21 protein-coding genes and 1 pseudogene are annotated in these 26,428 nt (G+C 72.1%); 12 read left to right on the top strand and 10 right to left on the bottom strand.

From position 1 onward, the window contains the following. From AB0I10_RS20350 to AB0I10_RS20340, 3 genes and pseudogenes are all read right to left on the bottom strand, one after another. Positions 1-845 (bottom strand): histidine kinase dimerization/phospho-acceptor domain-containing protein (locus tag AB0I10_RS20350; protein ID WP_363153905.1); only part of this gene is annotated, 845 nt, incomplete at its 3' end. A 198-nt stretch (positions 846-1,043) separates the two neighbouring features. Beyond that, positions 1,044-1,148: pseudogene (locus tag AB0I10_RS20345) on the bottom strand (transcriptional regulator); the annotation flags it as partial. 208 nt (positions 1,149-1,356) lie between these two features. Beyond that, on the bottom strand, positions 1,357-2,928 hold the full coding sequence (locus AB0I10_RS20340; protein ID WP_363153904.1) for an NAD(P)/FAD-dependent oxidoreductase: 1,572 nt from the start codon (positions 2,926-2,928) through the stop codon (positions 1,357-1,359). Between the two features lie 178 nt (positions 2,929-3,106). On the opposite strand from AB0I10_RS20340, the gene AB0I10_RS20335 reads away from it, so the two are divergent. Beyond that, positions 3,107-4,483, top strand: a complete 1,377-nt coding sequence (locus tag AB0I10_RS20335) for a glycoside hydrolase family 27 protein (protein ID WP_363153903.1) — start codon at positions 3,107-3,109, stop codon at positions 4,481-4,483. Positions 4,484-4,530: 47 nt separating this feature from the next. Here the strand turns inward: AB0I10_RS20335 and AB0I10_RS20330 are convergent, their stop codons facing one another. The 7 genes from AB0I10_RS20330 to AB0I10_RS20300 all read right to left on the bottom strand — a co-directional run bounded on the left by AB0I10_RS20330 (position 4,531) and on the right by AB0I10_RS20300 (position 12,224). After that, positions 4,531-6,516, bottom strand: coding sequence for a tetratricopeptide repeat protein (locus tag AB0I10_RS20330; protein WP_363153902.1), 1,986 nt, complete (start codon positions 6,514-6,516; stop codon positions 4,531-4,533). Between the two features lie 27 nt (positions 6,517-6,543). Further along, complete coding sequence (locus AB0I10_RS20325; RefSeq protein WP_363153901.1) at positions 6,544-7,437, bottom strand: oxygenase MpaB family protein; 894 nt, start codon at positions 7,435-7,437, stop codon at positions 6,544-6,546. A 22-nt stretch (positions 7,438-7,459) separates the two neighbouring features. Beyond that, positions 7,460-8,659, bottom strand: coding sequence for an acyl-CoA dehydrogenase family protein (locus AB0I10_RS20320; protein ID WP_363153900.1), 1,200 nt, complete (start codon positions 8,657-8,659; stop codon positions 7,460-7,462). A 252-nt stretch (positions 8,660-8,911) separates the two neighbouring features. Beyond that, positions 8,912-9,328: an SH3 domain-containing protein gene (locus AB0I10_RS20315; protein ID WP_363153899.1), complete on the bottom strand. Its 417-nt coding sequence runs from the start codon at positions 9,326-9,328 to the stop codon at positions 8,912-8,914. Between the two features lie 119 nt (positions 9,329-9,447). Next, positions 9,448-10,212, bottom strand: coding sequence for a VOC family protein (locus AB0I10_RS20310; RefSeq protein ID WP_363153898.1), 765 nt, complete (start codon positions 10,210-10,212; stop codon positions 9,448-9,450). Positions 10,213-10,345: 133 nt separating this feature from the next. Then, on the bottom strand, positions 10,346-10,945 hold the full coding sequence (locus AB0I10_RS20305) for a TetR family transcriptional regulator (protein WP_363153897.1): 600 nt from the start codon (positions 10,943-10,945) through the stop codon (positions 10,346-10,348). A gap of 94 nt (positions 10,946-11,039) precedes the next feature. Then, positions 11,040-12,224, bottom strand: coding sequence for an NAD(P)/FAD-dependent oxidoreductase (locus AB0I10_RS20300; RefSeq protein ID WP_363153896.1), 1,185 nt, complete (start codon positions 12,222-12,224; stop codon positions 11,040-11,042). Positions 12,225-12,530: 306 nt separating this feature from the next. Here AB0I10_RS20300 and AB0I10_RS20295 point away from each other — a divergent pair, with 306 nt between their 5' ends. The 11 genes from AB0I10_RS20295 (at position 12,531) to AB0I10_RS20245 (ending at position 26,290) form a co-directional block, all read left to right on the top strand. Next, positions 12,531-13,541, top strand: a complete 1,011-nt coding sequence (locus AB0I10_RS20295) for an iron ABC transporter permease (protein ID WP_363153916.1) — start codon at positions 12,531-12,533, stop codon at positions 13,539-13,541. A 116-nt stretch (positions 13,542-13,657) separates the two neighbouring features. Next, positions 13,658-14,638 (top strand): iron ABC transporter permease, encoded by a 981-nt coding sequence (locus tag AB0I10_RS20290; RefSeq protein WP_363153915.1) that lies wholly within the window; start codon positions 13,658-13,660, stop codon positions 14,636-14,638. Further along, positions 14,635-15,447, top strand: coding sequence for an ABC transporter ATP-binding protein (locus AB0I10_RS20285; protein ID WP_363153894.1), 813 nt, complete (start codon positions 14,635-14,637; stop codon positions 15,445-15,447). Before AB0I10_RS20290 ends, AB0I10_RS20285 begins: the two co-directional genes overlap by 4 nt. 80 nt (positions 15,448-15,527) lie before the next feature. Beyond that, the gene (locus tag AB0I10_RS20280) at positions 15,528-16,541 is read left to right on the top strand and encodes an iron-siderophore ABC transporter substrate-binding protein (RefSeq protein ID WP_363153893.1); all 1,014 of its coding nucleotides are present in this window, start codon (positions 15,528-15,530) and stop codon (positions 16,539-16,541) included. A 124-nt stretch (positions 16,542-16,665) separates the two neighbouring features. Further along, positions 16,666-17,856, top strand: coding sequence for an ATP-grasp domain-containing protein (locus tag AB0I10_RS20275; RefSeq protein WP_363153892.1), 1,191 nt, complete (start codon positions 16,666-16,668; stop codon positions 17,854-17,856). Further along, entirely contained in the window at positions 17,853-19,670 is a 1,818-nt protein-coding gene (locus tag AB0I10_RS20270) for an IucA/IucC family protein (RefSeq protein ID WP_363153891.1), read from the top strand. Before AB0I10_RS20275 ends, AB0I10_RS20270 begins: the two co-directional genes overlap by 4 nt. A 5-nt stretch (positions 19,671-19,675) precedes the next feature. Beyond that, positions 19,676-20,977 carry an MFS transporter gene (locus tag AB0I10_RS20265; protein ID WP_363153914.1) on the top strand — a complete coding sequence of 434 codons (1,302 nt, stop codon included), beginning with the start codon at positions 19,676-19,678 and terminating at the stop codon, positions 20,975-20,977. Further along, positions 20,965-22,761 carry an IucA/IucC family protein gene (locus tag AB0I10_RS20260; protein WP_363153890.1) on the top strand — a complete coding sequence of 599 codons (1,797 nt, stop codon included), beginning with the start codon at positions 20,965-20,967 and terminating at the stop codon, positions 22,759-22,761. Before AB0I10_RS20265 ends, AB0I10_RS20260 begins: the two co-directional genes overlap by 13 nt. After that, on the top strand, positions 22,758-23,978 hold the full coding sequence (locus tag AB0I10_RS20255; protein ID WP_363153889.1) for a type III PLP-dependent enzyme: 1,221 nt from the start codon (positions 22,758-22,760) through the stop codon (positions 23,976-23,978). The genes AB0I10_RS20260 and AB0I10_RS20255 overlap by 4 nt, the downstream gene beginning before the upstream one ends. Next, positions 23,978-24,748 carry an aldolase/citrate lyase family protein gene (locus tag AB0I10_RS20250; protein ID WP_363153888.1) on the top strand — a complete coding sequence of 257 codons (771 nt, stop codon included), beginning with the start codon at positions 23,978-23,980 and terminating at the stop codon, positions 24,746-24,748. Before AB0I10_RS20255 ends, AB0I10_RS20250 begins: the two co-directional genes overlap by 1 nt. Before the next feature lie 303 nt (positions 24,749-25,051). After that, complete coding sequence (locus AB0I10_RS20245; protein ID WP_363153887.1) at positions 25,052-26,290, top strand: FAD-dependent oxidoreductase; 1,239 nt, start codon at positions 25,052-25,054, stop codon at positions 26,288-26,290. Positions 26,291-26,428: the final 138 nt, after the last annotated feature.

Genomic DNA, 26,428 nt, shown 5'->3' with positions numbered 1-26,428 from the left:
GTCTGCTCGACGGCCTGCGCGGCGACCTCGGAGAGATCGACCGGTTTCTTGTCCACGACCTTGTTCTCACTGCGGGCGAGCAGCAGCAGCCCCTCCACCAGCTGCTCGCTGCGCTCGTTCGTCGCCAGCAGCGTCTTGCCGAACTGTTTCATCTCGGACGACGCGTCCGGGTCGGCGAGTTGAACCTCCAGCAGCGTGCGGTTGATCGCCAGCGGGGTACGCAACTCGTGCGAGGCATTGGCGACGAACCGCCGCTGCGACTCGAAGGCCCGGTCCAGCCGGTCCAGCATCTCGTCGAAGGTGTCGGCCAGCTCCTTGAGCTCATCGTCCGGGCCGCCCAGCTCGATCCGACGGTGCAGATCCGAACCGGCCACCCGCTGCGCGGTACGCGTGATCCGGCCCAGCGGCGACAGCACCCGCCCCGCCATCGCGTAACCGACGGCGAATGCGACGACGGTCAGGCCCATCAACGCCATCAGGGAACGATTCCAAAGAGTGTGCAGAGCAGCAGCGCGATGCTGCTCGAAGCAGCCGTTCAGGGCGACGTTGATGTCAGGGAGGGAAGCAGGTGAAGACCTCGGTGGGCATCCGCCGACGCTCACCGTGATGCCCCTACCGGAGACGCCGAGAGGCGGGACGCCGTCCTCAAGGGCGCTCGCAGCCGACATGTAGATGATCACGAGCAGCACGATGCCGGCCATCAGGAACATGCCGCCGTACAACATCGTGAGCCGCATCCGAATCGTCGGGCGCAGCCAGCGAGCCGCCCGGTCAGATGGTTTGGGATCCCATGTCGGTTTCGCAGGCGCAGTCAACGGTGGTGCAGATGGGGAGGATACAGCCATCGCCGGTCAGCCTCGGCAATCCGAGCCGGGTGCGATGACCAAAACCGGGATGATACGTGAACGCACTACTGATCCTCTCTCATGCGCCTTGCAGCAGAATGGCGTTATTTGCCCTCCATCCTGCTCAGACCAGCCGTAAACCGACGGTAAGAAGCCCCGTCAGCAAGACACCGACCGCCGGTTCACGGTCACGGATGTCCGACCACTGCGCCGGGCCTGCACCTCATACTGGGGCCACCAGTCCCGCACTTCCGGGCTGGCCTCGTTCAGTTCCTCGATCAGTCGGGTGTACCGCGGGTCCCCCCGGCGCCTTCACCGGTCTGGGAGACATCGCTCTCATGGAGCGCCCAGAGCAGTCCGGGACGCTGACGGGGGTGGAGGCCAGTCCAGTTCGGATACGGGCTGCGATGCTGGCCCAGCGGTGGCCGCCCCGCCGTCCGGCGCGGCCACAGCAGGATTCCTGCACACCTGCCTCAGGGCGTACGGTCCAGGACGCGGACGCAGGCCGTCCTCAGCCCTCCTCCAGTACCGCCATCGCCGCGTTGTGCCCGGGGATCCCGCTCACTCCCCCGCCGCGCACCGCTCCCGCCCCGCACAGCAGGACGTTGGCGTGCCCGGTCGCCACGCCCCACCGGCCTGGAACGGTCGCCCGGACGCCGTCGCCGTCGGTGTCGTCGTCCGCGTACGGGAATGCCAGGTCGCGGTGGAAGATGTTGCCGCCCGGCAGCCCCAGCTCGCGGTCCAGGTCCAGGGGGCTGCGGGCCTCGATGCACGGGCGGCCGTCGGCGTCCCGGGCCAGGCAGTCGGCGAGCGGTTCGGCGAGGTGGGTGTCCAGCTCGGCGAGGGTGGCGGTGAGCAGCCGTTCGCGGGTGGTGTCGTTGTCGGCGGTGAACAGTCTCGCCGGGGTGTGCAGCCCGAAGAGGGTGAGCGTCTGGTAGCCCTGGCGGACCAGTTCCGCGCCGAGGATGGAGGGGTCGGTCAGGGAGTGGCAGTAGATCTCGGAGGGTGGGGCGGTGGGCAGTTCGCCGGATGCTGCCTGCTGGTAGGCGGTCTCCAATTGGCGGTAGCCCTCGGCGATGTGGAAGGTGCCGGAGAATGCCTCCCGTGGGTCCACCCGGGTGTCCCGGAGCCGCGGCAGCCGGGTCAGCAGCATGTTGACCTTGAGCTGGGCGCCTTCCGCGGGCGGCGGCGGGTCCTCGCCGAGCAGCCGGGACAGTTCCCGTGGCGCGGCGTTGACCAGGACCCGGCGGGCGCCGACCGCGCCGTGGTCGGAGGTCACCTCGGCATGGCGGCCGTCGGTGGCGATGGCGTTCACCGCGCAGTTGGTGACGATCTCCGCGCCGGCGCGGCGGGCGGCATCGGCCAGGGCGTCGGTGAGCGCGCCCATGCCGCCGATCGGGACGTCCCAGTCTCCGGTGCCGCCGCCGATGACGTGGTAGAGGAAGCAGCGGTTCTGGCGCAGGGACGGGTCGTGGGCAGTGGCGAAGGTGCCGATGAGGGCGTCGGTGAGGACCACTCCGCGGACCAGGTCGTCGGCGAAGGCCGCCTCGACCGCCTCGCCCAGGGGGCGTTCGAAGAGCGCGTGCCAGGTGGCGTCGTCGTCGATCCTGGCGCGCAGCTCGGCGCGGGTGGGCAGCGGCTCGGTGAGGGTCGGGAAGACGCGTTCCGCGAGCCGGTGCGTGCTGCCGTAGAAGCGCTGCCAGGCGGTGAACTCCCGGTCGGAGCCGGTGAGTTCGGCGAACGCCTTTCGGGTGCGGTACGGGCCGCCGCCCACCAGCAGGCCGGTGGGGCGGCCCTCTCGTACGACGGGGGTGTAGGAGGAGACGGTGCGTTTGCGGACCGCGAAGCGCAGCCCGAGGTCCCGCACGATCTTGGGCGGCAGCAGGCTGACGAGGTAGGAGTAGCGGGACAGCCGGGCGTCGACGCCGGCGAACGCCCGGGTCGACACGGCGGCACCACCGGTGTGGTCCAGCCGCTCCAGCACCAGCACGCTGCGCCCGGCGCGTGCGAGATAGGCGGCGGCGACCAGTCCGTTGTGCCCGCCGCCGACGATGACCACGTCGTACGAAGTCCGTTCCGGCATGCCTCTTCGTAGCACGCGGTGATCGTGCTTGCCAGGTGCAGGCGGCTGAAACCTCCGGCGCGGCCGGTGGGGCTTCTTGACCGGGCAGGGGCCGGATCCTAGCGTCCGGCCGGTGCGTCGTTGCGGCACCGCCCGTGGTGCGGCGCTCAGGCCGTCCCGCCCCTCCGTGAGGTGACCCGTGTCCCACCCGTCGGTACCCCGCATCGGCCGCACTTTCGCCGGACTGACCGCCGTCGCCGCCTGCTCGGCGGCGCTCCTCGCGGCGACCGGCCCCGCGTCCGCCGCCCCCGAACCGGCCCGTGCACCGGGCGCCAAACACGCGGACCTGTACCGGAAGGCCCATCCACAGGCCCATCCACAGGCCCATCCGAAGGCATATCCGCAGGCACATCCGCAGGCGTATCCGAATCTTGCCCCGACACCCCCGATGGGGTGGAACAACTGGTCGTTCTACATGTGCGACGTCAACGAGAAGGTCGTCCTGGACAACGCGCGGGCGCTGGTGAGCACCGGCCTCGCGGACAAGGGCTACGACACCGTCACCGTCGACGACTGCTGGATGGCCAAGGAGCGCGGCCCGGACGGCGAACTGGTGGCGGACCCGGCGAAATTCCCGCACGGAATGGCGTACATCGGCCGGCAGCTGCACAGGATGGGGCTGCAGTTCGGCATCTACGAGGACGTCGGCACCCTCACCTGCGGGAAGTACCCGGGCAGCCTCGGTCATTTCCAGCAGGACGCCGATCAGTTCGCGCGCTGGAAGGTGGACTACCTCAAGGCCGACGGCTGCAATGTGCCCCTCGCCCCGGGGCGCACCAAGGAGGAGACCTACCACGACCTGTACCAGCAGCAGAGCCGTGCGCTGGCGGCCACCGGCCGGGACATCACCTTCTCGGTGTCCGCGCCCGCCTATTTCCAGTACTCCGGCGACCGCGTCTGGCACAAGGTCATCCGCTGGTCCGGCGAGCTCGGCAACCTGTGGCGGGGCGGCCGGGACATCGCGCTGGAGAAGCAGTCACGGGCCACGAAGTGGTCCTCGATCGTCTACAACTTCGGCTACAACGCGGGGCTGGCCGGTCTTCAGCGGCCCGGCCGCTGGAACGACCCCGACTTCCTGCTGGCCGGTGACTCGGGGCTGACCCGGGACGAGATCCAGAGCCAGATGTCGCTGTGGGCGGTGATGGCCGCGCCGCTGATCTCCAGTACGGATCTGAGCGGCCTCTCGCCCGCGGCGCGCAAGGTGCTGGGCAACAAGCGGGTCATCGCCGTCGACCAGGACCCGCTCGGCGTCCAGGGGGAGGTCGTACGGCAGGGCGAGGGCTTCGCGGTGCTGTCCAAGCCGCTGGCGAACGGCGACCGGGCCGTCGCCCTGTTCAACTCGGGCGACGCGCCGCGCACGCTGTCCACGTCGGCAGAGGCGGCCGGGCTGCCGGACGCCGGTAGGTACTGGATGCGCGATCTGGTGACCGGGCGCACCCGCCACAGCGAAGGGGACATCGTCGCGAAGGACGTGCCGCCGCACGCCACGCTGCTCTACCGGGTCGGCGCGGACTGAACCGGGCGTCCTGCCGGGCGCTTCACCGGGCGTCTTGCTGCCGCCCGTTACCGCCGTCCCGCGGCGCGCTCCCGGCGCAGCGCCGCGACCCGGCGGTAGAGGGCGGCAGCGTCGGCCGCGCGGCCGAGCTGGTCCAGGCACTGGGCCTCGTCGCTGCGGCTGGCGAGCGCGTCCAGATGCGCAGCGCCCAGGACCCGTTCGCGGGCGTCGGCGACCTGGCGGTAGATGCCCAGTGCGTCCGCCCAGCGGCCCAGCCAGCCGAGCGCCACGGCGATCTCGCGGCGGCTGACCAGGGTGTCGGGGTGGTCGGCGCCCAGCACCCGCTCGCGCGCCGCGGCCACCTCGCGGGCCTCGACGAGCGCCTCCTCCCAGCGGCGGAGCCGCCCGAGGTTGACGCCCAGGCCGTGCCGGGCGCGCAGCGTCTCGGGGTGGTCGGCGCCCTGTGCGCGGGTACGGGCCGCCACCAGGTCGCGGTAGACGGTCAGGGCCTCGGCGCCGCGGCCCAGCCGGCCGAGGCTGATGCCGACCTCGTAGCGGGCGGCGAGGGTGTCGGGGTGGCCGGCGCCGAGCGTCTCGGTACGTGCCGCGGCAACCTCCTGGTACGACCACAGCGCCTCCGTCCACCTCCCCAACTGGCCCTGCACGAAAGCGAGTTCATAGCGGGTGGCGAGGGTGTCGGGATGGTGTGCGCCGAGCACCCGGGCGCGCGCCTCGGCCACCTCCCGGGCCATGGCGCAGCAGTCCTCCAGCCGCCCCAGCCGGCCGAGGTTGCACGCGAGATGGTGACGGCAGCTCAAGGTGTCGGGGTGGTCGGGGCCCAGCGCCCGCTCGCGTCCGGCGAGCACCTCGGCGGCGATCTGGTGTGCCTCGAAGTGGCGGCCGAGCCTGCCCAGTGCGTAGCTGGTGTCCAGGCGGGCGGTGAGGGCTGCCGGGTCATCGGGGACGTCGGGTGCGTCGGCGGACGGTGCGGGGCGGGCGGTTCCGGCGACCGGGGACGCCTCGCGGCGCTGTGTGCCGGGGCCGCCGGTCCAGGCGTCGGTGAGGACGGTGGCGGCCCGGTCCGGCAGGGTCCGGCGGGGCGGCCGGGCGCCGCTCGCCGGCGAGCCGCTGGTCATCCCCCGGGTCCAGGACGGCAGCCGCACGGTGGGCGCCGTCGCTTCCGCAGCGCCACGGCCGCCCTGCCGGTGCCGTGCGTCGGCGAGGCGTTTACCCAGCTCATCGGCGTCCCTTGGCCGGTCGTCCGGGTCCTTGGCCAGCAGGTCGAGCATGATCCGCTGGTAGGCCTCGGGCAGGTCGGGGCGCTGTGAACGCGGGGGTTCCGGGGCGGTGTCGCGGTGTCCGACGAGCACCGACCAGGCGTCGTCCTGGTTGAACGGCGGGGCCCCGGTGGCGATCTCGTACAGCACACAGCCGAGGGAGTAGAGGTCGCTACGGTGGTCGACGGAGCCGGCGCCGATCTGCTCGGGCGACATGTAGTGCGGGGTGCCCATGGCGACGCCGGTGCCGGTCAGCCGGGCGGTGAAACCGATGTCGTGGTTGAGGCGGGCGATGCCGAAGTCGCAGATCTTGACCGTGCCGTCGGTGGTCCGCACGATGTTCGCCGGCTTGAGATCGCGGTGCACGATGGCTTGTTCGTGGGTGTAGGCGAGCGCGGCGGTGAGCTGCTCGGCGATCTCGATGACGTCGGGGACGGGCAGCGGCGCGCGCCGGTTGTCGTCCATCAGCTGGCTGAGGTTACGGCCGCTGAGCAGCTCCATGACGATGAACAGGGTGCCGTCGTCCTCGCCGAAGTCATGGACGACGGTGATGCCGCGGTGCTGGAGGGCGGCCGCGACCCGGGCCTCGCGGCGGAAGCGCTCGCGCAGTACCCGCAGGAACCCCGGTTCGTGCCGCGGCCCCATGGGCTTGAGGCATTTGACGGCGACCTGGCGGCCCAGCGATTCATCGAGGGCCCGCCACACCTCGCCCATGCCGCCGCGCCCGATGGTGTCGAGCAGCCGGTAACGCCCTTGTACCAGCCTGTTTTCCGCCATCGCGTTTCCCCGCCCCCGTCCCCGTGTTCAGTCGCGCAGCTCCCCCTGCGTGTCCTGCCCGCCCAGTATGGCGGCGGAACGGCGCAGCTTGTAGGGCGCTGGGCGGGTGCCGGGGCCGAGTCGCGCCACCGCGCGCAGGATGTGCCGGGGCGGGAGCTGCCAGCGGAGGGTGGGGGGAACGGCCCGCAGGATGCTGCCGGTGTCGCGCAGCCTGCGGGTGACGGTGGCGGGCGGGGGCGCCGGGCGCCCGTACAGCTCATGTGCGGACGGGGGCAGTGCGCCGTAGGCGAGCTCCGCCACCCGCCGCCACAGCAGCTCCCGCGCCGGGACGAGCGGGGCGGGGGTCGGCGGGCTGCGGAGGAAGTCGTCGACCTGGCGGGCCTCGGGGGTGAGCGCGAGCTGGGGCCGTACGCGCGCGAAGTAGGCGGCGAGCGCGGCCCGGTCGCCGGGGACCTCGGCCGGGTCGAGGCCGACGAGCCGGGCACTCTCGCGCTGCTCGTCGAGATACGCGTCGGCCTGGGCGTCGCTGACGGGGAAGCCGGAGCGGCGCAGTACGTGCAGGTAGGAGTCCACCTCCGCGCAGTGCACCCACAACAGCAGCGCCGGCTCGTCCACGCCGTAGCGTTCGCCGGTGGCCGGGTCGGTGGCGGACAGCCGGCGGTGGATGCCGCGGACCGTGGCGCCGGCCCGCTCGGCGGCCTCGGTCGTGCCGTAGGTGAGGGTGCCGACGAAGTTGGCGGTGCGCATCAGCCGGCCCCAGGCATCTCTCCTGAAGTCGGAGTTCTGCATCACGCCGCGCATGGCCCGCGGATGCAGCGCCTGGTAATACAGCGCGCGGACGCCCGCGATCCACATCATCGGATCGCCGTGCATCTGCCAGGTCACCGAGCGGGGGCCGAAGAGCCCTGGGTCGCCTGCCATCACCGCACCTCCCGAAGCCGTCTCAGCGCCGTACGCGGGGCATCCCGAGGCCGATCCAGGAGATGATCTCGCGCTGGATCTCATTGTTGCCGCCACCGAAGGTGAAGATGACGGCCGAGCGGTAGCCGCGCTCCAGTTCGCCGTGCAGCACGGCGCCCACCGAGCCCTCCTTCAGCGGGCCGGCCGAGCCGACGACCTCCATCAGCCAGGCGTAGGCGTCCCGCCGGGCCTCGGAGCCGTAGACCTTGACCGCGGAGGCGTCCTGCGGGGTGAGCGTGCCCTGCTGGAGCGCGTCGACCATCTGCCAGTTCAGCAGCTTCATGGCGTCCAGTCTGGCGTGGGTACGGGCCAGCCGTCCACGGACCCAGCCGAGGTCGATGACTCGGCGGCCGTCGGCGAGCTTGGTGTCGGCGGCCCAGCGCTGGACGTTGTGCAGCGCGCGGATGGCCATGGTGCCGTGGGCGGCGAGGGTGACGCGCTCGTGGTTGAGCTGGTTGGTGATGATCCGCCAGCCCTTGTTCTCCTGGCCGACGCGGCGGGAGGCGGGGACGGTGATGTTCTCGTAGTAGCTGGCGGTGGTGTCGTGCGAGGCGAGGGTGTTGATCAGGGTGCAGGAGTAGCCGGGGTCGCTGGTGGGGACCAGGAGCATGGTGATGCCCTTGTGGGGCGGGGCCCCCTCTTCTACGGGGTCGGTGCGGACCGCCAGCCACACCCAGTCCGCGGTGTCGCCGTTGGTCGTCCAGATCTTCTGGCCGTTGACGACGTAGTGGCCGGTCTCCTCGTCGCCCACCCGTACGGCGCGGGTCTTGAGGGCGGCCAGGTCGGTGCCGGCGTCGGGTTCGCTGTAGCCGATGGCGAAGTCGATCTCGCCGGAGAGGATTCTGGGCAGGAAGTACGCCTTCTGCTCGCCGGTGCCGAACTGCATGATCGTCGGGCCGACGGTGTTCAGCGCCATCAGCGGCAGCGGCACTCCCGCCTGCGCCGCCTCGTCGAAGAAGATGAACTGTTCCATCGGGCTCATGCCCCGGCCGCCGAACTCCTTGGGCCAGCCGACCCCGAGCCAGCCGTCGGCGCCGAGCCGGCGCACGGTCTCGCGGTAGAAGCGCTTCTGGGAGGCGGGGTCGGCATACCGGGCGTAGGCGTTGTCCGGCACCAGTCCGTCGAAGTACGTCCGCAGCTCGGCGCGCAACTGCTGCTGTCCGGGGGTGTATTCGAGGTGCACGGCCCCTCCAGTTCGTCCGGTCCGAATCGCCCGGCCTCCCCTGACCGCTGACCGCCGGGTTTCTGACGGGCCGTCGGGTGCCGGATCGAAGGCACAGTAGAACTTGTTCCAGAAATACGGAAGGGTGCGGGCCGTGGGCCGTACCGAACGCACACAGGACCCGGCCCCGGTACCCAGAGGTATCGAGGCCGGGCCCTGCATCCATGCCACGAGCGCGCCGACGGCTCCCCGGCCGCCAATCGGGACCGCGGGTCAGCCCTTGGCGTTCTTCGCGACGCCGCTGGGCTCCACCCGGTTGCGCGACAGGTCCTTGCAGTACTTGACGAATCCCGTATTGGTCATGTACTTCGCCGAGACCCAGCTCTTACGGTCACGGGTCAGGTACCAGACGGTGTTGCCCATGACGTTCTGGGCGCGGACCTTACACGCCAGACCGACCTGCGCACGATGGGGCAGGAAGCCCTTCACGGAGGAGTCCGTGCTGGGGTACTGACGCTCATTCATGCCACCCTTGGCCGCGACGGTGCCGTACGGCTTCGACTTCGAGGGAGTGGCCTGGGCCGGCGCCGCGGCGAGCAGCGTCGCACCGAGGGTGACAGCCGTGGTCAGCGCGCCCGCTCCGGCGGCGAGCCGCTTGCCTCGGGCCACGAGGATGTCGGTCGTGGACATAGGGGTCTCCTGTTCTCGACGCACAATGGCCACCCATCGGCGCGAAATGGACATTACACCCATATCAACAGATAAGCGTGACGACCCTTCGACCGGGCGGCCAAGAGTGTGACGGAGGGTCAACCCTCGCCGTCGGCGCTGTGGATACCGAACACGGCGCCCTGGGGGTCGCGGATCATGGCGATCCGCGGGCCGTCGGGTACGTCCGTCGGGGGCCCCAGCAGCATGCCGCCCGACTCGATGGCGCGGGCCGCCGTCCCGTCGACGTCGGAGACCGCAAAATACGGCAGCCAGTGCGCGGGGACATCGTCCGGATTGCGCTCGTCCAGGGAGCGCATACCGCCGAAGTCGGCGCCGTCGACGGCCCACTGCGTGTAGGAGCCGTGCACGCCGGCCGTCCAGCCGAAGACCCGAGGGTAGAAGGACGTCGCGCGCTCGGGGTCCCGGGTGGCGAGTTCGACCCAGCCGAGCGAGCCCGGAGCGTTGAACAGGGCTGCCCCGGGGAAGGAGCGGGCCTGCCAGAGGGAGAAGACGGCACCCTCCGCGTCGGCGGCGACGGCGAAGCGGCCCACGTCGAAGACGTCCCTGGGCTCCACCAGCAGCTTCCCGCCCGCTTCGGTGACCGCGGCGGCGAGTGCGTCGGCGTCACGGACCGCGAACGACACGGTCCAGGCGGTCGGCTGCCCCGGTGCGTAGAGAGGAGTGACCGCGGCGACCGGGGCAGCGCCCAGGGACATGACGGTGTAGCCGCCGGCTTCCGAACGCGGGTCGGTCTCGGCGCGCCAGCCGAAGACCTCGCGGTAGTACACGAGGGCGGCTGCCACGTCCGAGGTGCCCAGCTCCACCCAGCACGGCGCTCCGGGCGTGGGCTCAGTGATCTTCACCTGTGGTCCGTCCCTCCGCGCCGAGCCGCCTTCGTACACCGTGGTCGGACGCCGTTGATCGTTTCCGTACGGTGCCGATCGTGCGACGGGCGCGACGGGCCCGCAACCGGAGGGGCGGACGGGTGCCGGGGTGTCAGGCCCCGAAGTCGCCCCAGCCGTCCTTCAGGAGCGCGAAGATCCGGTCCACCGCGCGGCCGGGGTCGTCGCTGCCGCCGGCCAGTCGCGGGGCGACCAGTGCGTAGTGGGCCAGCGCGCGCACCGTCACATCGTCCGCGGTGGTGCCGGTCTCCTCGGCGATCGCCTCGGCCAGGGCGGATTCATGCCGCATCCACATCCGGTGCGCGTACTCACTGAGCGCCGGCGTGCCGTCGACCAGTTCGCGGAACGTCCGGAACTCCGCCGCCTCGTGGACGGTGACCAGCAGCCCCCGGAGGTGGGCGTGCAGCCCGTCCAGGACCGACCGGCCCGGTTCGCGGTCGCGCACCGCCGCGACCAGATCCGCGCCGTGCTCGGTCTCCCGGTCGAACACCAGCGCCTCTTTGCTGGGGAAGTGCTTGAACAGCGTGGTCACCGACACATCTGCGGCGTCGGCGACGTCCTTGACGCCCACGTGGTCGTAGCCGCGCTCCAGGAACAGCCGGAGCGCGGCGTCGGCCAGCGCTTGGCGGGTCTGGGCCTTCTTGCGTTCGCGGCGGCCGGTTGCCGGAGTCGTCGGAGTCGTCGGACGGGTCATGACGTCAGATTATCTTTCACGGGTGAACGAGCTGCCGGCGGCTCCTGCCATACAGTTCCTTCAACTCGTGGTGTTGGCACGGGAGTTGGGTCGGTCAGCGGTGACGGAGACGGTGGCGCAGGTGGTGCAGGGCGCCGCGCGGTGCGTCGTGGGCGAAAGCGTTGTCCAGACCGCGGGCGGAGCCCTCGGCGGCCTTGGCGGAGCGGGGCAGCATCGCCGCCTCGTACGCGCGCACCGCCGCGTCCAGGTCGGCGACGGGGGCGCCTCCCGCGCCCTTGAGGCTACGGGGGAGGGCAAGGGCACGGGCGAGTTCGCAGCCGTCGAGCATGGCGAGGTTGGCACCCATGCCGGAGAACGGCGTCATCAGGTGCGCGGCGTCCCCGAGCAGCGTCAGGCCGGGGGTGTGGGGCCAGGCGTGGGGCACCGGCAGGGCGAACAGCGGCCGGTTGATGAACCCGCCGTCGTTGTCCTGGAGCAGGGCCAGCAGTTGACCGTCCCAGCCGGTGAACGTTTCGAGCAGCGCGGCGCGGACGGCCTCGGTGTCGTCGAGGTTCAAGCCGCGCTCCGCCGCCCAGTCCTGGGAACCACGGAACGCGGCGTACACACGGATGCGGCCGCCGCTGTTGCGCTGGGCGATCAGCCCCTTGCCGCCGGACAGGGCCATCATGCTGCCGTCGCCGACCAGCCGGGCGACGGCCGGGTGGCGGGTGTCGGCGTCGTCGAATCCGGTCTCCACGAAGGTGACGCCGGAGTAGTGGGGCGTGGCGTCGGACAGCAGGGGCCGCACCCTGGACCAGGCGCCGTCGGCGCCGATGACCAGGTCGAATGTCGCGGTGTGGCCGTCGTCGAACTCGGCCTTGTGGGTGCCGTCGCCGATGGGGTGGAGGGTGCGGAGGTAGTGGCCCCAGCGCACGGTGCCGGGGGCGAGGGAGTCCAGCAGCAGGCGCCGTAGTTCTCCCCGGTCGATCTCGGGGCTCTGCTCCTCGTCGGGAGCCGGTGTGCGCTGGAGGAGCACGGTGCCGGTGCGGTCCAGCAGACGCATCTCCTGGCCCTCGGGGCGGGCGAGGGCGCGGAACCCCTCGTCGAGACCCGCCTCTTGCAGCGCCACCTGCCCGGAGTGCGGCTGCATGTCGAGCGTGCCGCCTTGCGGGCGGGCGCCGGCGGAGGTGTCGCGGTCGAAGAGGGTGACCGGCATGCCGTGCCGCTGGAGGACGCGGGCACAGGTCAGCCCGCCGGGGCCGGCGCCGATGATCGCGATACGCGGGGTGGTGGGCTGCATGACGCTCCTCAAGTCGGCCTCGCTTCCAGACTCCCTCCAACCAGAAGAGCACACCCACTACGAAAGTGCAATCACTACACTTTCTTAGTTGGTTAACCCATGCGCACGAGAGTCGCCGCGGCCGCGATCACCCCGCCAACAGCCCCCGCTCGCAACAGCTCAGCAGGTGGGCGGCCGTAACTGACCCCAGGGTCGACAAAAGGGAATTGTTGATCGTTTCACGGACTCGGACTTGCAGATTTAGGTATGCCTAACCTAATGTCACGACGCGTGTCGACGACCAAGCCACCTGCCACCGCACCCCCTGTGCCCGGCGCACGCCCCGCCGCGAAAGCCTCGCGGAGCATCCCGCTGTTCGCGGCCGGGCTCTGCGCGCTGGCGGTCTGTGCGGCCCTGAGCCTCGCTCTGGGCGCCCGATCCGTGCCGCTGTCCACCGTGCTTGACGCACTGTCAGGCGACGCCCACGGGCGGGACGCCATTGTGGTCACCGGACTCCGGGTGCCGCGCACCGTCGTCGCGCTCGCGGTCGGCGCGGCGCTCGGCGTCGCCGGCGCGGTCGTCCAGGGCATCACCCGCAACCCACTCGCCTCGCCGACCACGCTCGGCATCAACCATGGCGCCGGATTCGCAGTCGTCATCGCCATCTTCGCGCTGGATCTGACCCGCCCGGTCGAATACCTCTGGTTCGCGTTCGCGGGAGCGGCGGGCGCCGCGCTGTTCGCCCAGGCGCTGGCCCGGCGGGCCGGCGACCTCGACCCGGTACGCCTCGCCCTGGGCGGCACCGTCCTCCAACTCGTGCTGCTGTCCTGGACCTCGACCGTGATGCTGGCCAGCAAGCGCTCGCTGGACGAGGCCCGCTTCTGGCTGGCCGGCTCGCTGGCCGAACGTCCCCTCGACGTGCTCTACCCGGTGCTGCCGACCCTGGTGATCGGCCTGGTCGTCGCGCTGGCCATCACCCCCGCACTCAACGCGCTCGCCCTGGGCGACGATTCCGCGCTGGCGCTCGGGGTGCCGGTGTCCCGGATCCGGGCGGCCGGCGGCCTCGCGGTGATCCTGCTCGCCGGTTCCGCGGTGGCCGTGGCCGGTCCGCTCGCCTTCATCGGCCTGGCCGCACCCCACCTGGTCCGACAGCTGTTCCGCTCCTCCGACCACCGCATCGTGGTGCCCGGCTGTCTGATCGCGGGACCGCTGCTGCTGCTCACCGCCGACATCCTCGGACGGGTCGTCATCCGGCCGTCCGAGCTGCAGGTCGGCATCATCAGCGCGTTCCTCGGTGCGCCGCTGCTGGCCGTGCTGGCCCGGAAGGTGGCCCGATGAACAACACAGCCGACGACACAGCCAACAAGACCGTGGACGGCACCGTACGGGCCAGGAAGCCGCTCGGCGGCGGATCCCCGACGGCCTCGCGGCGCCCCGCGGGACGCCGCACTCCGATGCTCGCCATCGGCGGCGTCCTGGTGCTCCTCACCCTCGTCACGGTGTCCGTGGCCAACGGCGAGATGCCGCTGCCGCCGGCCGACGCCCTCAAGGGCCTCATCGGGCTCGGCGATCCGGGCACGGTGCTCGTGGTCCAGGAGTTCCGGGCCCCGCGGATGGTCGCGGCGGTCGTCGCCGGCACCGGGCTGGCGGTGGCCGGCGCCCTGCTGCAACGGCTGTTCCGCAATCCGCTTGCCTCCCCCGACGTGATGGGAGTGACCGGCGGCGCCTCGTTCGGCGCGGTCGCGATGCTCGCCATGGGTGCCTCGCAGGCGCTGATTCCGCTGGCCGCGCTCGGCGGCGGGCTGTTCGCCGCGGTACTGCTGGGGGTGTTCGGCTGGCGCGCCGGCGTCAGCGTCACCCGGCTCGTACTGGTCGGCCTGGCCGTGCAGGCGGGCCTGACCGCCGCGGTGAACTTCATGGTCGTCAGCTTCCCCACCGAACTGGCCGGCTCGGCCCTGCAGTGGACCACCGGCTCGGTGTACGGACGGACCTGGACCGAAGTGTGGGCCGCGGGCGGGGCGGTGGTGGTGGCGCTCGCCGTCGCCTTCACGCTGCACCGCCGGCTGGCCGTCCTGGACCTGGGCGACGACTCGGCCGGCGCGCTCGGCCTGAACACCAACACCGCCCGCCTCCAGGTCCTGGTGACCGCCGTCGTGCTGGCCTCACTGGGCGCCGCGCTCACCGGCCCGGTCGCCTTCGTCGCACTGGCCGTCCCGCACATCGTCCGGTTCCTGGCCGGTCCGCCGACGGCCGGGACGCTGGCCCTCTCCGGCCTCGCCGGTGCCGTACTGCTGCTCGCCTCCGATCTGGTGGCGCAGTATCTGCTGCCGGTCAGCGGGCTGCCGGTCGGGGTGGTCACCGCCACCCTGGGCGCGCCCTGGCTGCTGGCACTGATGATCCGTCAGAGCAGTTCCGTGAACAGGAGTGTCCGATGACCGCCAACCAGCTCTCCACGCACGGACTCGATCTGCGCTACGGCGACCGGCTGATCGTCGGCGGACTCGACCTGGTACTGCCCGGCGGCGCCGTCACCGCCGTCGTCGGCCCCAACGCCTGCGGCAAGTCCACCCTGCTGCGCGGTCTGACCCGGCTGCTGGCGCCGGCCGCCGGCACCGTCACCCTGGACGGCTCCGACATCCACCGGATGCCGGCCCGTGCCCTCGCCCTGCGGATGGGCCTGCTGCCCCAGCAGCCGGTCACCCCCGACGCGATCACCGTCGAGGCGCTCGTCCGGCTCGGCCGCTATCCGCACCAGCGGCTGCTGACCCCGTGGTCGGAGACCGACCAGCAGGCCGTCGAGGAGGCGCTGCGGCGCACCGGCACCGCCGAACTGCGCGACCAGCCGGTGGACCAGCTCTCCGGCGGCCAGCGGCAACGCGCCTGGATCGCCCTCGCGCTGGCGCAGGACACCGACCTGCTGCTGCTCGACGAGCCCACCACCTTCCTCGACCTGCGGCATCAGCTCGACGTCCTCGACCTGGTGGCCGCGCTGCATGCCGAGGCGGGCCGCACCGTGGTGATGGTGCTGCACGATCTCGGGCAGGCCGCCCGGTACGCGGACCACCTCGTGGTCCTCAAGGACGGGCAGCTGGCCGCGGCCGGCGCCCCGGCGGAGGTCCTCGACGCGGAGCTGGTCAAGTCCGTGTTCGACGTGGACTGCCGGGTGATCCCCGACCCGGAGACCGGCACCCCGCTGGTCATCCCCAAGGGCAGCGCGCTACGGCACACCGCCGTCTCCGCCTGACCCCCGAAGCCCCCACAAGCGCCACCCCCCGCTCCGTCAGGAGCATCAGTCCTCGCCCCCGTTAAGGAAGTCGAACGCTCATGTTCAGCAGATTCACCCTGCGCGGCGTCAGCCGGCTGCTCGCCGCGCTGCTCGCCGTCGTGCTGGGCACCGCCGCCCTCGCCGCCTGTGGCGACAAGAAGTCCTCGGCCGACGACGCGTCGAAGGCCGGTGCCTCCGGCGCCTTCCCGCGCACCGTCAAGACCGTCAAGGGCGACGTGAAGATACCCGCGCAGCCCAAGCGCGTCGTCGTCCTGGACACCGGCGAGCTCGATGACGTCACCATGCTCGGCATCAAGCCGGTCGGCGCGGTCTCCCCGCACATGAAGACCGAGGGCGGCTTCCCGGCGTACCTCAAGGACAAGGTCAAGGACGTCACGGACGTCGGCCCGCTGCTGGAGCCGAACCTGGAGAAGATCGCCTCCCTCCGGCCCGACCTGATCCTGTCCTCCAAGGTCCGGCACGACAAGGTCTACGACAAGCTCCAGAAGCTCGCGCCGACCGTCTTCACCGAGACCACCGGCGGGCCCTGGAAGGCCAACCTGAAGGTGCACGCCGAGGCCCTGGGCCTGGAGAAGCAGGCCGCCAAGCAGCTCAAGGCGTACGAGTCGCAGGCCAAGGCCCTGGGTGAGGTCATCAAGAAGAAGTACGACGGCAAGATGCCGTCCGCCTCGGTGGTCCGCTTCGTCGCCGGCCCGACCCGCCTGTACCAGAAGTCGTCCTTCAGCGGCGTCGTCCTGAACGACATCGGCCTGGCCCGTCCGAAGTCGCAGAGCTCCACGGACCCGGTCAATCCGATGCTCAACGTCAGCCCGGAGGAGATCGACAAGGCCGAGGCCGACCTGGTCTTCGTGACCGTCGCGGACGAGCCCGACAAGACCCAGAAGAAGGACGTCACCTCCAACCCGGTCTGGAAGGACCTGGGCGCGGTCAAGAACGACAAGGTCTTCGACGTGCCGGACGAGACCTGGATGTCCGGCATCGGTGTCCAGGCCGCCAAGCACATGCTCGCCGACGTGGCCAAGGCCGCCGGTGTGAAGCTGCCCAAGGCCTGACCGACCGTCACAGGGGGTGGGCCGCCGGAGAGCCTCCGACGTGCGCCTCCGCTTCCTTGGGCGCCGGCCCACCCCCGCCCCGCTGTCCCCCGCACCACCCCCGATCCCGAAGGGGCCCCCGCTCATGCGGATGTACCTGCTCGCGCTCAATCCCACCGACTCGGTCACCGATGGATTCCTGCCCGCCGCCGCCCGCCTCGGCCTCGATGTCACGGTCCTGACGGACCAGCCCGAGGCACACCGGCGCGTCTCCCCTCAGACCGAGGTCCTGGAGTGCGACGTCCACGACTTCCGCGCCGTCATCACCCGCATCGCGAACCACCACCCGGCCGCCGCTGTCTTCACCAACAGCGACCACCTCCAGACGCAAGCCGCCCTGGCCGCCGAGTACTTCGGCCTGCCCGGCAAGGACTGGCGGGCCGCGCTGCGCACCAAGAACAAGGCCGAGATGCGACGTCAGCTGACCGCCACGGGAATCGACCCGGTGCGGTCCGCGGAACTCGCAGTCGGCCAGGACCCGTCCGCGCTCGCCGCCGCCGGCCTGCCCTTCCCCTGCGTCGTCAAACCCCGCGAGGGTGTGGCGAGCGAGGACGTGGTGCTCGCGGCGGACCCGGATGAGCTGGTGATGCGCGCCAAGGAGATCCAGGCGCGGCGCCCCCAAGCGGCCCTGGTCGCCGAGGAGTTCCTCGCCGGTGAGCTGTACACCCTGGAGACCTTGGGCGACGGCCGCACACGGCATGTCCTGGGCGGATTCCACACCACCGTCTCCGCCCCGCCGACCTTCATCGAGGAGCGGCACGAATTCGTCGCCGCCCACCCCGAGCCCGTGGTCGCGCAGGTACTGGCCCAACTCGACGCGCTGGGCGTCGGGTTCGGCGCCTGCCACACGGAGTTCGTGGTGCACGAGGGACGCGCACGGCTCATCGAGGTGAACTACCGCGTCATCGGCGACCAGTGCGATCTGCTGCTGGCGCAGGTCCTGGACATCCCCCTCTTCGAGCACATTCTGCGGACGCATCTGGGCGAGCCGCTGCCCGCCGACCTCGGCGCGCGACGCGACGGGGCGGGGCGGCTGGAGTACGCCCGCGCCGACCGGGCCGGGACGCTGACCGCGGCGCCCGCCGCCTCGGACCGGACGGTGGACGGCGTGCGGCTCTCCTACCGGCCGCTGCGTGCGGTCGGCACCGAGCACCCCTACTACCGCACCAACCGCGACTACCTCGGCGTCCTGCGGGCCACCGGCACCGACCAGGGCGCCGTGGACCGGGTGTCGGACGGCTTCTTCGCCACTGAGCGCTGGGAGATATCGTCATGACCGTCGCACTCGACACGGCGGAGAGTGCCGGCACCGGCACCGGCACCGGTCAGGCCGGAGCCACCGAGGAATCCGGGCTGCTGCTGCGCGTCCTGGGCGCGCTGCTGCGTGAGGACGTCGTCGGCCTGCGCACCCGCGGCACGCTGCTGGAGCGGCCGGACGGCCCCTGGCTGCGGCTGCCCGCCGACGAGGCCGCCGGTGCGCTGCTGCTGCCCCTCGGCGAGGACGGCTACCAGAGCGAGTACGCGGCCCGGCTGCCGCTGCTCGTCCGCGAGTCCGACGGCGCCCGGCTGACCACGATCGACGAGGTCCTCACGGCGCTCCGTGCGCTCGCCGACCCCGTCGACCATGAGGGCTTCGACGCCTTCGCCGAGGAGTGCCACCAGACCCTGGCGACGATGCGGCTGCACGCCCGGACCCAGGACGAGGTCGATACCGAGCTGACCCGCCGTCATGGTGCCGAGCCCGGCGACTGGTCGGGGCTCGACGGCGGTCTGGCGTACGACACGCTCGCCGCCCGGCTCGACCACCCCGTCTACCCGACGGCCCGTGGCCGGTCCGGCCTGGACGAGGACCAACTGCGCGCGTACGCACCCGAGTTCCGGCCGGACTTCGCGCTGCGCTGGCTGGCTCTGCCGCGCGCCGCGGTCACCGTGCCGGGCGGCGAAGCGACGCTGCCCGAGTGCTGGCCGAAGCCCGCCGACCTGGGACTCGGCCATCTCGACGGCAGTCATCTCGCCCTGCCCGTCCACCCGTTGACGCTCGGCGACCCGCTGCACGGCGCGCTGCGCGAGACCGGCCTGGAGGGCGATGCGGTGCTGTCCGAGCACGCGGTGCTCGACGCGGTGCCGACGCTGTCGATGCGTACCGTGGCGCTCGACGGCGACCCGCGGCTGCATCTGAAGCTGCCGCTGGCCACCGCGACGCTGGGCCTGCGCAACCGGCGCACCATCAAGCCCCGTACGCTCATCGACGGCGCCGAGGGCCAGCGGCTGCTGGACGTCGTGATCGCCCGCGAACCGCGCTTTGCCGCATCGATTCTGCAGGCCGACGAGACGGTCTACGCGCACGCCGGCCACGAGCTGCTGGCCGTGCTGTGCCGCCGCTACCCCGCGGGGCTGGACGGCAGTGCCGTGGTGCCGATGGCCGCGCTGCTGAGCCGGGCGCCCGGCGGGCGGCTGGTGATCGACCACCTCGCGGACCGCTTCTACGGCGGCGACCCGCTCGCGCTGCTGGACGCCTGCCTCGCCCTGCTCTTCGACTGGCAGACCACCCTCTTCGGCTACGGCATCGCGCTGGAGTCCCACCAGCAGAACATCTCGCTGGTGCTGGACGGGACGGCGGACGGCACCCGGCTGCGGCTGCTGTTCAAGGACAACGACGCGCCGCGCATCAACACCGTCCGGCTGCGCGACACACTGGGCGACGACGCCCCGGACCCCGAGGTCTTCGCCGACCCGCGGATCTTCGCCGGGAGCGACCGGCCGGTGCTGGACCTGTTCGCCACCATCACCGTCCACCTGTGCGCCGGTTCGTACGCCTTCGGGCTCGCCCGGCACGGCCGCGCGCCGCTCGCCCGGCTGCTGGACCTGGTCCGCGGCCGGCTCGCCGAGGCCGTCGAGCGGCTGGGCACCGCCCCGGGCGACCCGGGAGCCGCGCTGCGCGCGTACGTCCTGGACGCCCCGCATCTCCCGATCAAGGCGATGGTCAGCGCCGGAACCCTGCTCTCCAAGGAGCGTTCGGGTGCGGCCGACATCAACAAGCACTACGCGACAGGCCCCAACTACCTGCAACGAATCGGGGCCCACCGGTGAAGACCCTGAGGACCCGCACCACTCGGCAGTTCGAGCCGGCCGCCATCGAGTCCAAGGACCGCCCGGGGCTCGCCCGCCGCCAGGTGCACGCCGTGGCCGGCTGCTACTTCGTGGCGTCGTTCGCCGCCCTCGGCCTGCCGCCGTACCTCACCGAGATCCTGCCCGAGCTGGGCGACGGCGCCGCCCGCTGGGCCGGTCTGCTCTACATCGTGCCGACCATCTTCGGGGCCATCGGCGCCCCGCTGTGGGGACGGCTCGCGGACCGCTTCGGACGCAAACGGCTGCTGTTGCGCGCCCAGTTGGGGCTCGCGGCGGCGTTCCTGCTGGCCGGCTGGGCCGACTCGATCGGCACGTTCGCCGCGGCACTGGTCCTCCAGGGCGTGCTCGGCGGCACCTTCGCCGCGTCGAACGGCTATCTGGGTGCGGCACTTGAGGGCAATGCGCTGTCCCGGGCGCTGACGCTGATGCAGGGCAGCGCCCGTGCGGCCCTGGTCTTCGCACCGATCGTCGTCGGCGCGCTGACGCCCTGGCTGTCGCCGCACCGCCAGTACGCCCTGCTGGCCGTGCTGCCGCTGACCGCGGCCCTGATGCTCGCGGCGCTCCCGGAGCCGCCGAGCGCCCCGGCCGCCGCGGCGAAGAAGGCCGAGGCCGCTCGCGAGATCGATGTCACTAAGACGCCGGAGGCGGCGACGGACGCGGCGGAGACGGCCGGGCGTACCCCGCTCGGGTCCCTGCGCGCCCTCTACGCCCTGGAGTTCGCCTTCGTCTTCGCCACCGTCATCTCCTTCCCGTACCTGATCTCCCTGATCAAGGAACGGATCCCCGGCACAGGACCGCTGGTGTCCGGCGTCCTGTTCGCCCTGCCCCACATGTGCTACCTGGTCGCGGCGATGGCGGTGCACGCCGGCTTCCGCACCCGCCCCCGGCTCGGCATCGCGCTCGGCTTCGGCTGTATCGCGCTGGGTCTGGCCGGACACGGCCTCGCCGACTCGCTGACCGGCTTCATCGCGGTCCGTCTGGTGCTCGGCGCCGGGCTCACCCTCGGCCTGGTCTGTCTGTCGGTGCTGGCCGCGGCCTGCGCCAAGGGCCGGGCCCCCGGTGGGCTGTTCGGCTCGATCGAATTCTTCTCCAAGGCCGGCGCGGTCGCCGCCGGCTTGGCCGCCGCGGCCGGAAACGACTGGTTCGGCCCGGCCGCGCCCGTCCTGACCGGCACCGCGATCGCCCTGGCCACCGTCCTGGCGACGACCGCCCCTGTTCTGCTCGCCCGTCTCCCCCGCACCCGCTGGAGCCCTCGATGCCCCCGCTGACCAACACCCCCGGCACCGCCACGCGCCACCCCGGGCATGCCGCCCCCGCCGGTCTGCCCACCGCCGACCAGGCCGTGGCGCACACCCTCCTGAACTGCCTGCTCCGCGAGGTCTCCGGCCCCGAGCACCAGACCGCCGTCGACAACGGCCATCTGCTGCTCCGGCTGCCGCGCCGCGGTGTGCTGCTGCGCGTCGCGCTGCGCCGTACCTCCCTGCTCGGCGCGCACCGGTTCACCGGCCCGGTGACCGAGCAGTCCGCGGACGGCTGGGCCGAGGTCGGCCGGCACCGGCTGGCCGAGTATGTGCATGCCGAGCTGTCGCTGCGGACCGGGGTGGACAACGAGGAGTTCCTGGCGCAGATCGAGTCCAGCCACCAGGCCGTCTCGGCCGCGCTCGCCGCCCGTACGGCGTCCGGCCCGGCGACCCCTGACGACGGCGTGGACGGTGACGACTGGCAGGCCCGCTACGTGGCGTCCGAGCAGTCGCTGATCCTCGGCCACCGCTTCCACCCCACGCCCAAGGCCCGCACCGGCGACCCCGCCGACTGGCAGTCGTACGCGCCGGAGACCGGGGCGTCCTTCCCGCTGCTGCTGCTCGCCGTCCGCGACGGTCTGATCGCCGAGGAAGCCGCCGTACCCGGCGCCACGGCTCCCCTGGACGCGCTGCACGCCGATGTCCCGGACGGCTACCGGCTGCTGCCGGTCCACCCCTGGCAGTACGAGCTGCTGCGCGACCACGCGGGCCTCCAGGAGGCGCTGGACCGCGGCGACATCCTCGTCCTGGGCCACAGCGAGACCCCGTTCGCGGCGACCGCCTCCGTCCGCACGCTCTACGACGGCGAGTCGTTCCTGAAGTTCAGCCTGAACGTCCGGATCACCAACTGCCTCCGTAAGAACGCGAGTTACGAGCTTTCCGGTGCGGTCGCCCTCACCCGGCTGCTGGAGCCGGTCCTCGCCGACCTGGCGACCCGCTTCCCCGGCAGCGCGGTGCTGCGCGAGCCCGCCTACCGCAGCCTCGCGCTGCCCGCCGCCGACGGGCGGCCGGACAACGAGCTGCTCGAAGGGTTCGGCGTGATCATCCGCGAGGGGCTGTCGCAGCGGCTGCTGCCCGGCACCACCCCGCTGCTGGCGGCCGCCGTCGCCGACGAGTACCCGACCAGCGCGGCCCACGTCTCCCGCCTCCTGGGCGGCACCGGACCGCAGGCCGCGCTGGAGTGGTGGGCGGCGTACCTCAATCTGCTGCTCCCGCCGGTGCTCGCCGCGTACTTCGACCACGGCATGGTGCTGGAACCGCATCTGCAGAACGTGCTGGTCTGCGTCGACGGCGACGGCATGCCCGCCCAGGTCCTCTTCCGCGACCTGGAGGGCACCAAGCTCGTCCCCGAACACCACACCGACCTGCTCGCCTCACTGCCCGCCGCGATCGCCGGGCCGATGACGTACGACGCGCAGCGCGGCTGGGACCGCGTGGTGTACTGCCTGCTGGTCAACCACGTGGCGGAGATGCTGGCCGCGCTCGCCGACCTGCACCCGGACACCGAGGCGGAGCTGTGGGCGCAGGTCCGCCGCACCCTGCAGACATACGCGGACCGCTACGGCTGCCCACCGCGGCTGGCCGCCCTGCTGGCCGGAGTGCCGCTGCCCGCCAAGGCCAACCTCCAGACCCGCTGGGAGCGCAAGGCCGACCGCGAGGCCGGCTATGTCCTGCTGCCCTCACCGCTGGCCGAGTCCGTCCTGTCGGGCGCCGTGCGCGCCGACGACACCGCCCCCTGGAGCGCACGATGACCCACCCCACCCCCGCGGTCCGCGAGCACGCCCGCTCGCTCCGCCCCGAGGAACTCCCCGCGTACCTCTACGACATGACGGCGCTGCGCGCCCACATGGCCGAGGTACGGGCCGCGCTGCCCGAGCGCGTGGAGCTGTACTACGCGGCCAAGGCCAACCCGGAGGCGGAGGTACTCGCCGCGCTGCGCCCGTACGTCGACGGCTACGAGGTCTCCTCGGGCGGCGAACTGGCACACGTCGGCAAGGCCGTACCCGGCGCGCCGCTGGCCTTCGGCGGTCCGGGCAAGACCCCCGCGGAGATCACCCAGGCACTCGAAACCGGCGTACAGCGCTTCCACGTGGAGAGCGTGTACGAGCTCCACATGCTCGCGAGCCTCGCCGCCGACCTCGCCCCGGAACGCCGTATCGCCGTACTCGCACGCTTCAACCTGCCCGTCGACGACGGTTCCCTGGACGGCAGTTCGCTCGCCATGGGCGGCCGCCCCACCCCCTTCGGGCTGGACCCGGACCAGGCGGACGAGGTCGTCGCGCTGCTCACCGACGGCACCTACCCGAACCTCGAACTCGTGGGCGTCCACGCCCACTTGGCGAGCGGCCTGGAGGCACCCGAGCAGCTGGCCGTCTCCCGGGCCATCGTGACCTGGGCCGCGCAGCTCGCCTGGCGGCACCGGGTCAGCCTCTCCGAGGTGACCATCGGCGGCGGTATGGCCGTGGACTACGCCGCCCCGGAACGCCGCTTCGACTGGGCGGCGTACGGCGAGGGCCTGGCCCGGCTGGCCGCCGCCCACCCCGGTCTGACGCTGCGCATCGAGCCGGGTCGTGCACTCACCGCGTACTGCGGCTGGTACGCCACCGAGGTGCTGGATGTGAAGCACAGCCACGGCGAGGAGTTCGCCGTGGTCCGCGGCGGCACCCACCACCTGCGCACCCCCGCGACCAAGGGCCACGACCAGCCCTGCACGGTCCTGCCGTCGGACGAGCCCTGGCCGCACCCCTGGCCCCGCTCCGCGGCGCAGGGCGACCGGGTCACGCTCACCGGCCAGCTGTGCACACCCAAGGACGTGCTCTCCCGCAATGTCCCGGCGCCGGGGCTGCGGGCCGGTGACCGGGTGGTGTTCGGTGTGGCCGGGGCGTACGCCTGGAACATCTCGCACCATGACTTCCTGATGCACCCCCGACCCGGCTTCCACTTCCTCGGCACGGCGGAGGAAGGCTGATGCTCCGCCCCAACGAGGTCAGACGGAAACTCGCCGCGGGCGAGGAAGTCCACGGCCTGTTCAGCACGCTCCCCGAGCCCGCCATGATCGAGATGATCGGCTGCGCCGGCTACGACTTCGTCATCCTCGACACCGAACACACCCTCGTCGACCCGCAACGACTCGAAAACCTGATCCGGGCGGCCGAGACGACCGGGCTGACCCCGTTCGTCCGCGTCCCGGAGGCCGACCCGGGCGCCGTGCTGCGCGCCCTGGACGCCGGGGCGATGGGCATCGTCGTCCCCCACGTACGGCAGCGCGCGGACGTGGACGCCACGATCCGCGCCGCCCGTTACGCCCCCGAGGGCATGCGCTCCCTCAACGGCGGCCGCGGCCCCGGCTTCGGCCGTATCGACCCGGCCGACTACATCCGGCAGGCCAACGCCGAGATCATGGTCATCCCGCTGATCGAGGACGTGGAGGGCGTGGACGCGATCGACGAGATCCTCGCCCCGGGCGGCATCGACCTGGTCCTGCCCGGCCCCGGCGATCTCTCCCAGTCCTACGGGGTCCCCTGGCAGGTCCGCCACCCCCGCGTGCAGGAGGCGGTCCGCACCCTCCGCGCCGCCTGCGGCCGCCACACCGTCCCCTTCTGCGCCATGTCCACCACCCCGGAACGCCGGGCCGAGTGGCGCGCCGACGGCGTCACGGCCTTTGTCCTCGGCGAGGACCGCGACCTGACGGCGCGGGCGCTGCGCGGGCATCTGGAGCGGGCGGTGGGGCAAGGGTGACGAGGCACTTCACCGCCTGAGGCACTGCCGGCACCGGCCGGCCCCACCTCCGACCACACCGCCGGCCCCACCTCCGACCACACCGCCGGCCCCACCTCCGACCACACCGCCGGCCCCACCTCCGACCACGCTTCCGCCCCCTTCCGGCCCCTTCTGCCCCCTTCCAGCCACTTCCGACCACACCTTCGGCGGTACCTGCCCGGCAGGCCGGCGGGTACTTGATGAGCTGGACGTACCCGGGGTCGCGTACGGCGGCATGGTCCACGTGGGCTCCGGACAGGGCAGACAGGGAGCTGAGCGGGCATGGCCGGGAACACAGCATTCATGATCGTCGGAGCGGGCCTGGCCGGTGCGAAGGCCGCGGAAACACTGCGGGCGGAGGGCTTCGACGACCCGATCGTCCTGCTGGGTGACGAGCGCGAGCGCCCCTACGAGCGCCCGCCGCTGTCGAAGAGCTACCTCCTGGGCACGTCCGAGAAGGAACAGGCCTTCGTCCATCCGCCCGAGTGGTACGCCGACCACCGGGTCGACCTGCGGCTGGGCACCACGGTCACCGGTATCGACCCGGACGGCCACCGGCTGACCCTCGCGGACGGCAGCCACCTCGGCTACGCGAAGCTGCTGCTCACCACCGGCTCCGCGCCGCGCCCGCTGCCGGTGCCGGGCGCGGATCTCGACGGGGTGGTCTATCTGCGGCGCCTCGCGGACAGCGACCGGCTCAAGGAGACGTTTCGCGCCGCGTCCCGGGTGGTGGTGATCGGCGCCGGCTGGATCGGCCTGGAGACGACGGCCGCGGCCCGCACCGCCGGCGTCGAGGTGACCGTGCTGGAGACGGCCCAGGTGCCGCTGCAGCGGGTGCTCGGCCGCGAGGCCGGCCGGATCTTCGCCGAGCTGCACACCGATCACGGGGTCGATCTCCGCTGCGACACCCAGGTCGCGCAGATCACCGGCAGCGACGGCCGCGCGGACGGGGTGCGGCTGGCCGACGGCACCCGTATCGAGGCGGACGCGGTGATCATCGGTGTCGGCGTCACGCCCAACAGCGGGCTGGCCGCGGCCGCCGGCCTCGACGTCGGCAACGGTGTCCACGTCGACGCGCGGCTGTGCACGTCCCACCCGGACATCTACGCCGCGGGGGATGTCGCCAGCGCCTTCCACCCGCTGCTGGGCAAGCACATCCGCGTCGAGCACTGGGCCAACGCCCTCAACCAGCCGCAGACCGCGGCCAGGGCCATGCTGGGCCAGGACGTGGTCTACGACCGGCTGCCGTACTTCTTCACCGACCAGTACGACCTGGGGATGGAGTACACGGGCTATGTCGACCCCGACGCCTACGACCGGGTCGTCTTCCGCGGCAGCACCGGGACCCGGGAGTTCATCGCGTTCTGGCTCGCCGGCCGACGGGTCCTGGCCGGTATGAACGTCAACGTCTGGGACGTCACCGACCCGATCCGCGCGCTCGTGGCCTCCGGGCAGACGGTCGACGAGGCCGCCCTCGCGGATCCGGATGTGCCGCTGGCCGAGCTCCTCGTGTCGCCGTAGACCTGGACCGAGCTCCACAGGCCCGGCGGTATGGCCTGATCCGGATCTCACGTCGGGGTGCGGGCGAGTGTGTGACCGACGTAACGGCCGATGATCGCCCGGTGTGACACAGGGGAAACGGGCGATTCGTACCGTCGT

The organism is Streptomyces sp. NPDC050636 (genome assembly GCF_040654775.1).
GTDB lineage: Bacteria > Actinomycetota > Actinomycetes > Streptomycetales > Streptomycetaceae > Streptomyces.
Note: the sequence above shows the minus strand (reverse complement) of the source record. Positions and strands in the feature narration are given on the sequence as shown.

Bases quoted from the DNA above. Each gene is read 5' to 3' on its own strand.
- AB0I10_RS20280 (WP_363153893.1), top strand. From the start codon at position 15,528: ATGTTCAGCAGATTCACCCTGCGCGGCGTCAGCCGGCTGCTCGCCGCG.
- AB0I10_RS20340 (WP_363153904.1), bottom strand. From the start codon at position 2,928: ATGCCGGAACGGACTTCGTACGACGTGGTCATCGTCGGCGGCGGGCAC.
- AB0I10_RS20245 (WP_363153887.1), top strand. From the start codon at position 25,052: ATGGCCGGGAACACAGCATTCATGATCGTCGGAGCGGGCCTGGCCGGT.
- AB0I10_RS20285 (WP_363153894.1), top strand. From the start codon at position 14,635: ATGACCGCCAACCAGCTCTCCACGCACGGACTCGATCTGCGCTACGGC.
- AB0I10_RS20325 (WP_363153901.1), bottom strand. From the start codon at position 7,437: ATGGCAGGCGACCCAGGGCTCTTCGGCCCCCGCTCGGTGACCTGGCAG.
- AB0I10_RS20255 (WP_363153889.1), top strand. From the start codon at position 22,758: ATGACCCACCCCACCCCCGCGGTCCGCGAGCACGCCCGCTCGCTCCGC.
- AB0I10_RS20260 (WP_363153890.1), top strand. From the start codon at position 20,965: ATGCCCCCGCTGACCAACACCCCCGGCACCGCCACGCGCCACCCCGGG.
- AB0I10_RS20305 (WP_363153897.1), bottom strand. From the start codon at position 10,945: ATGACCCGTCCGACGACTCCGACGACTCCGGCAACCGGCCGCCGCGAA.
- AB0I10_RS20290 (WP_363153915.1), top strand. From the start codon at position 13,658: ATGCTCGCCATCGGCGGCGTCCTGGTGCTCCTCACCCTCGTCACGGTG.
- AB0I10_RS20250 (WP_363153888.1), top strand. From the start codon at position 23,978: ATGCTCCGCCCCAACGAGGTCAGACGGAAACTCGCCGCGGGCGAGGAA.
- AB0I10_RS20330 (WP_363153902.1), bottom strand. From the start codon at position 6,516: ATGGCGGAAAACAGGCTGGTACAAGGGCGTTACCGGCTGCTCGACACC.
- AB0I10_RS20275 (WP_363153892.1), top strand. From the start codon at position 16,666: ATGCGGATGTACCTGCTCGCGCTCAATCCCACCGACTCGGTCACCGAT.
- AB0I10_RS20315 (WP_363153899.1), bottom strand. From the start codon at position 9,328: ATGTCCACGACCGACATCCTCGTGGCCCGAGGCAAGCGGCTCGCCGCC.
- AB0I10_RS20270 (WP_363153891.1), top strand. From the start codon at position 17,853: ATGACCGTCGCACTCGACACGGCGGAGAGTGCCGGCACCGGCACCGGC.
- AB0I10_RS20300 (WP_363153896.1), bottom strand. From the start codon at position 12,224: ATGCAGCCCACCACCCCGCGTATCGCGATCATCGGCGCCGGCCCCGGC.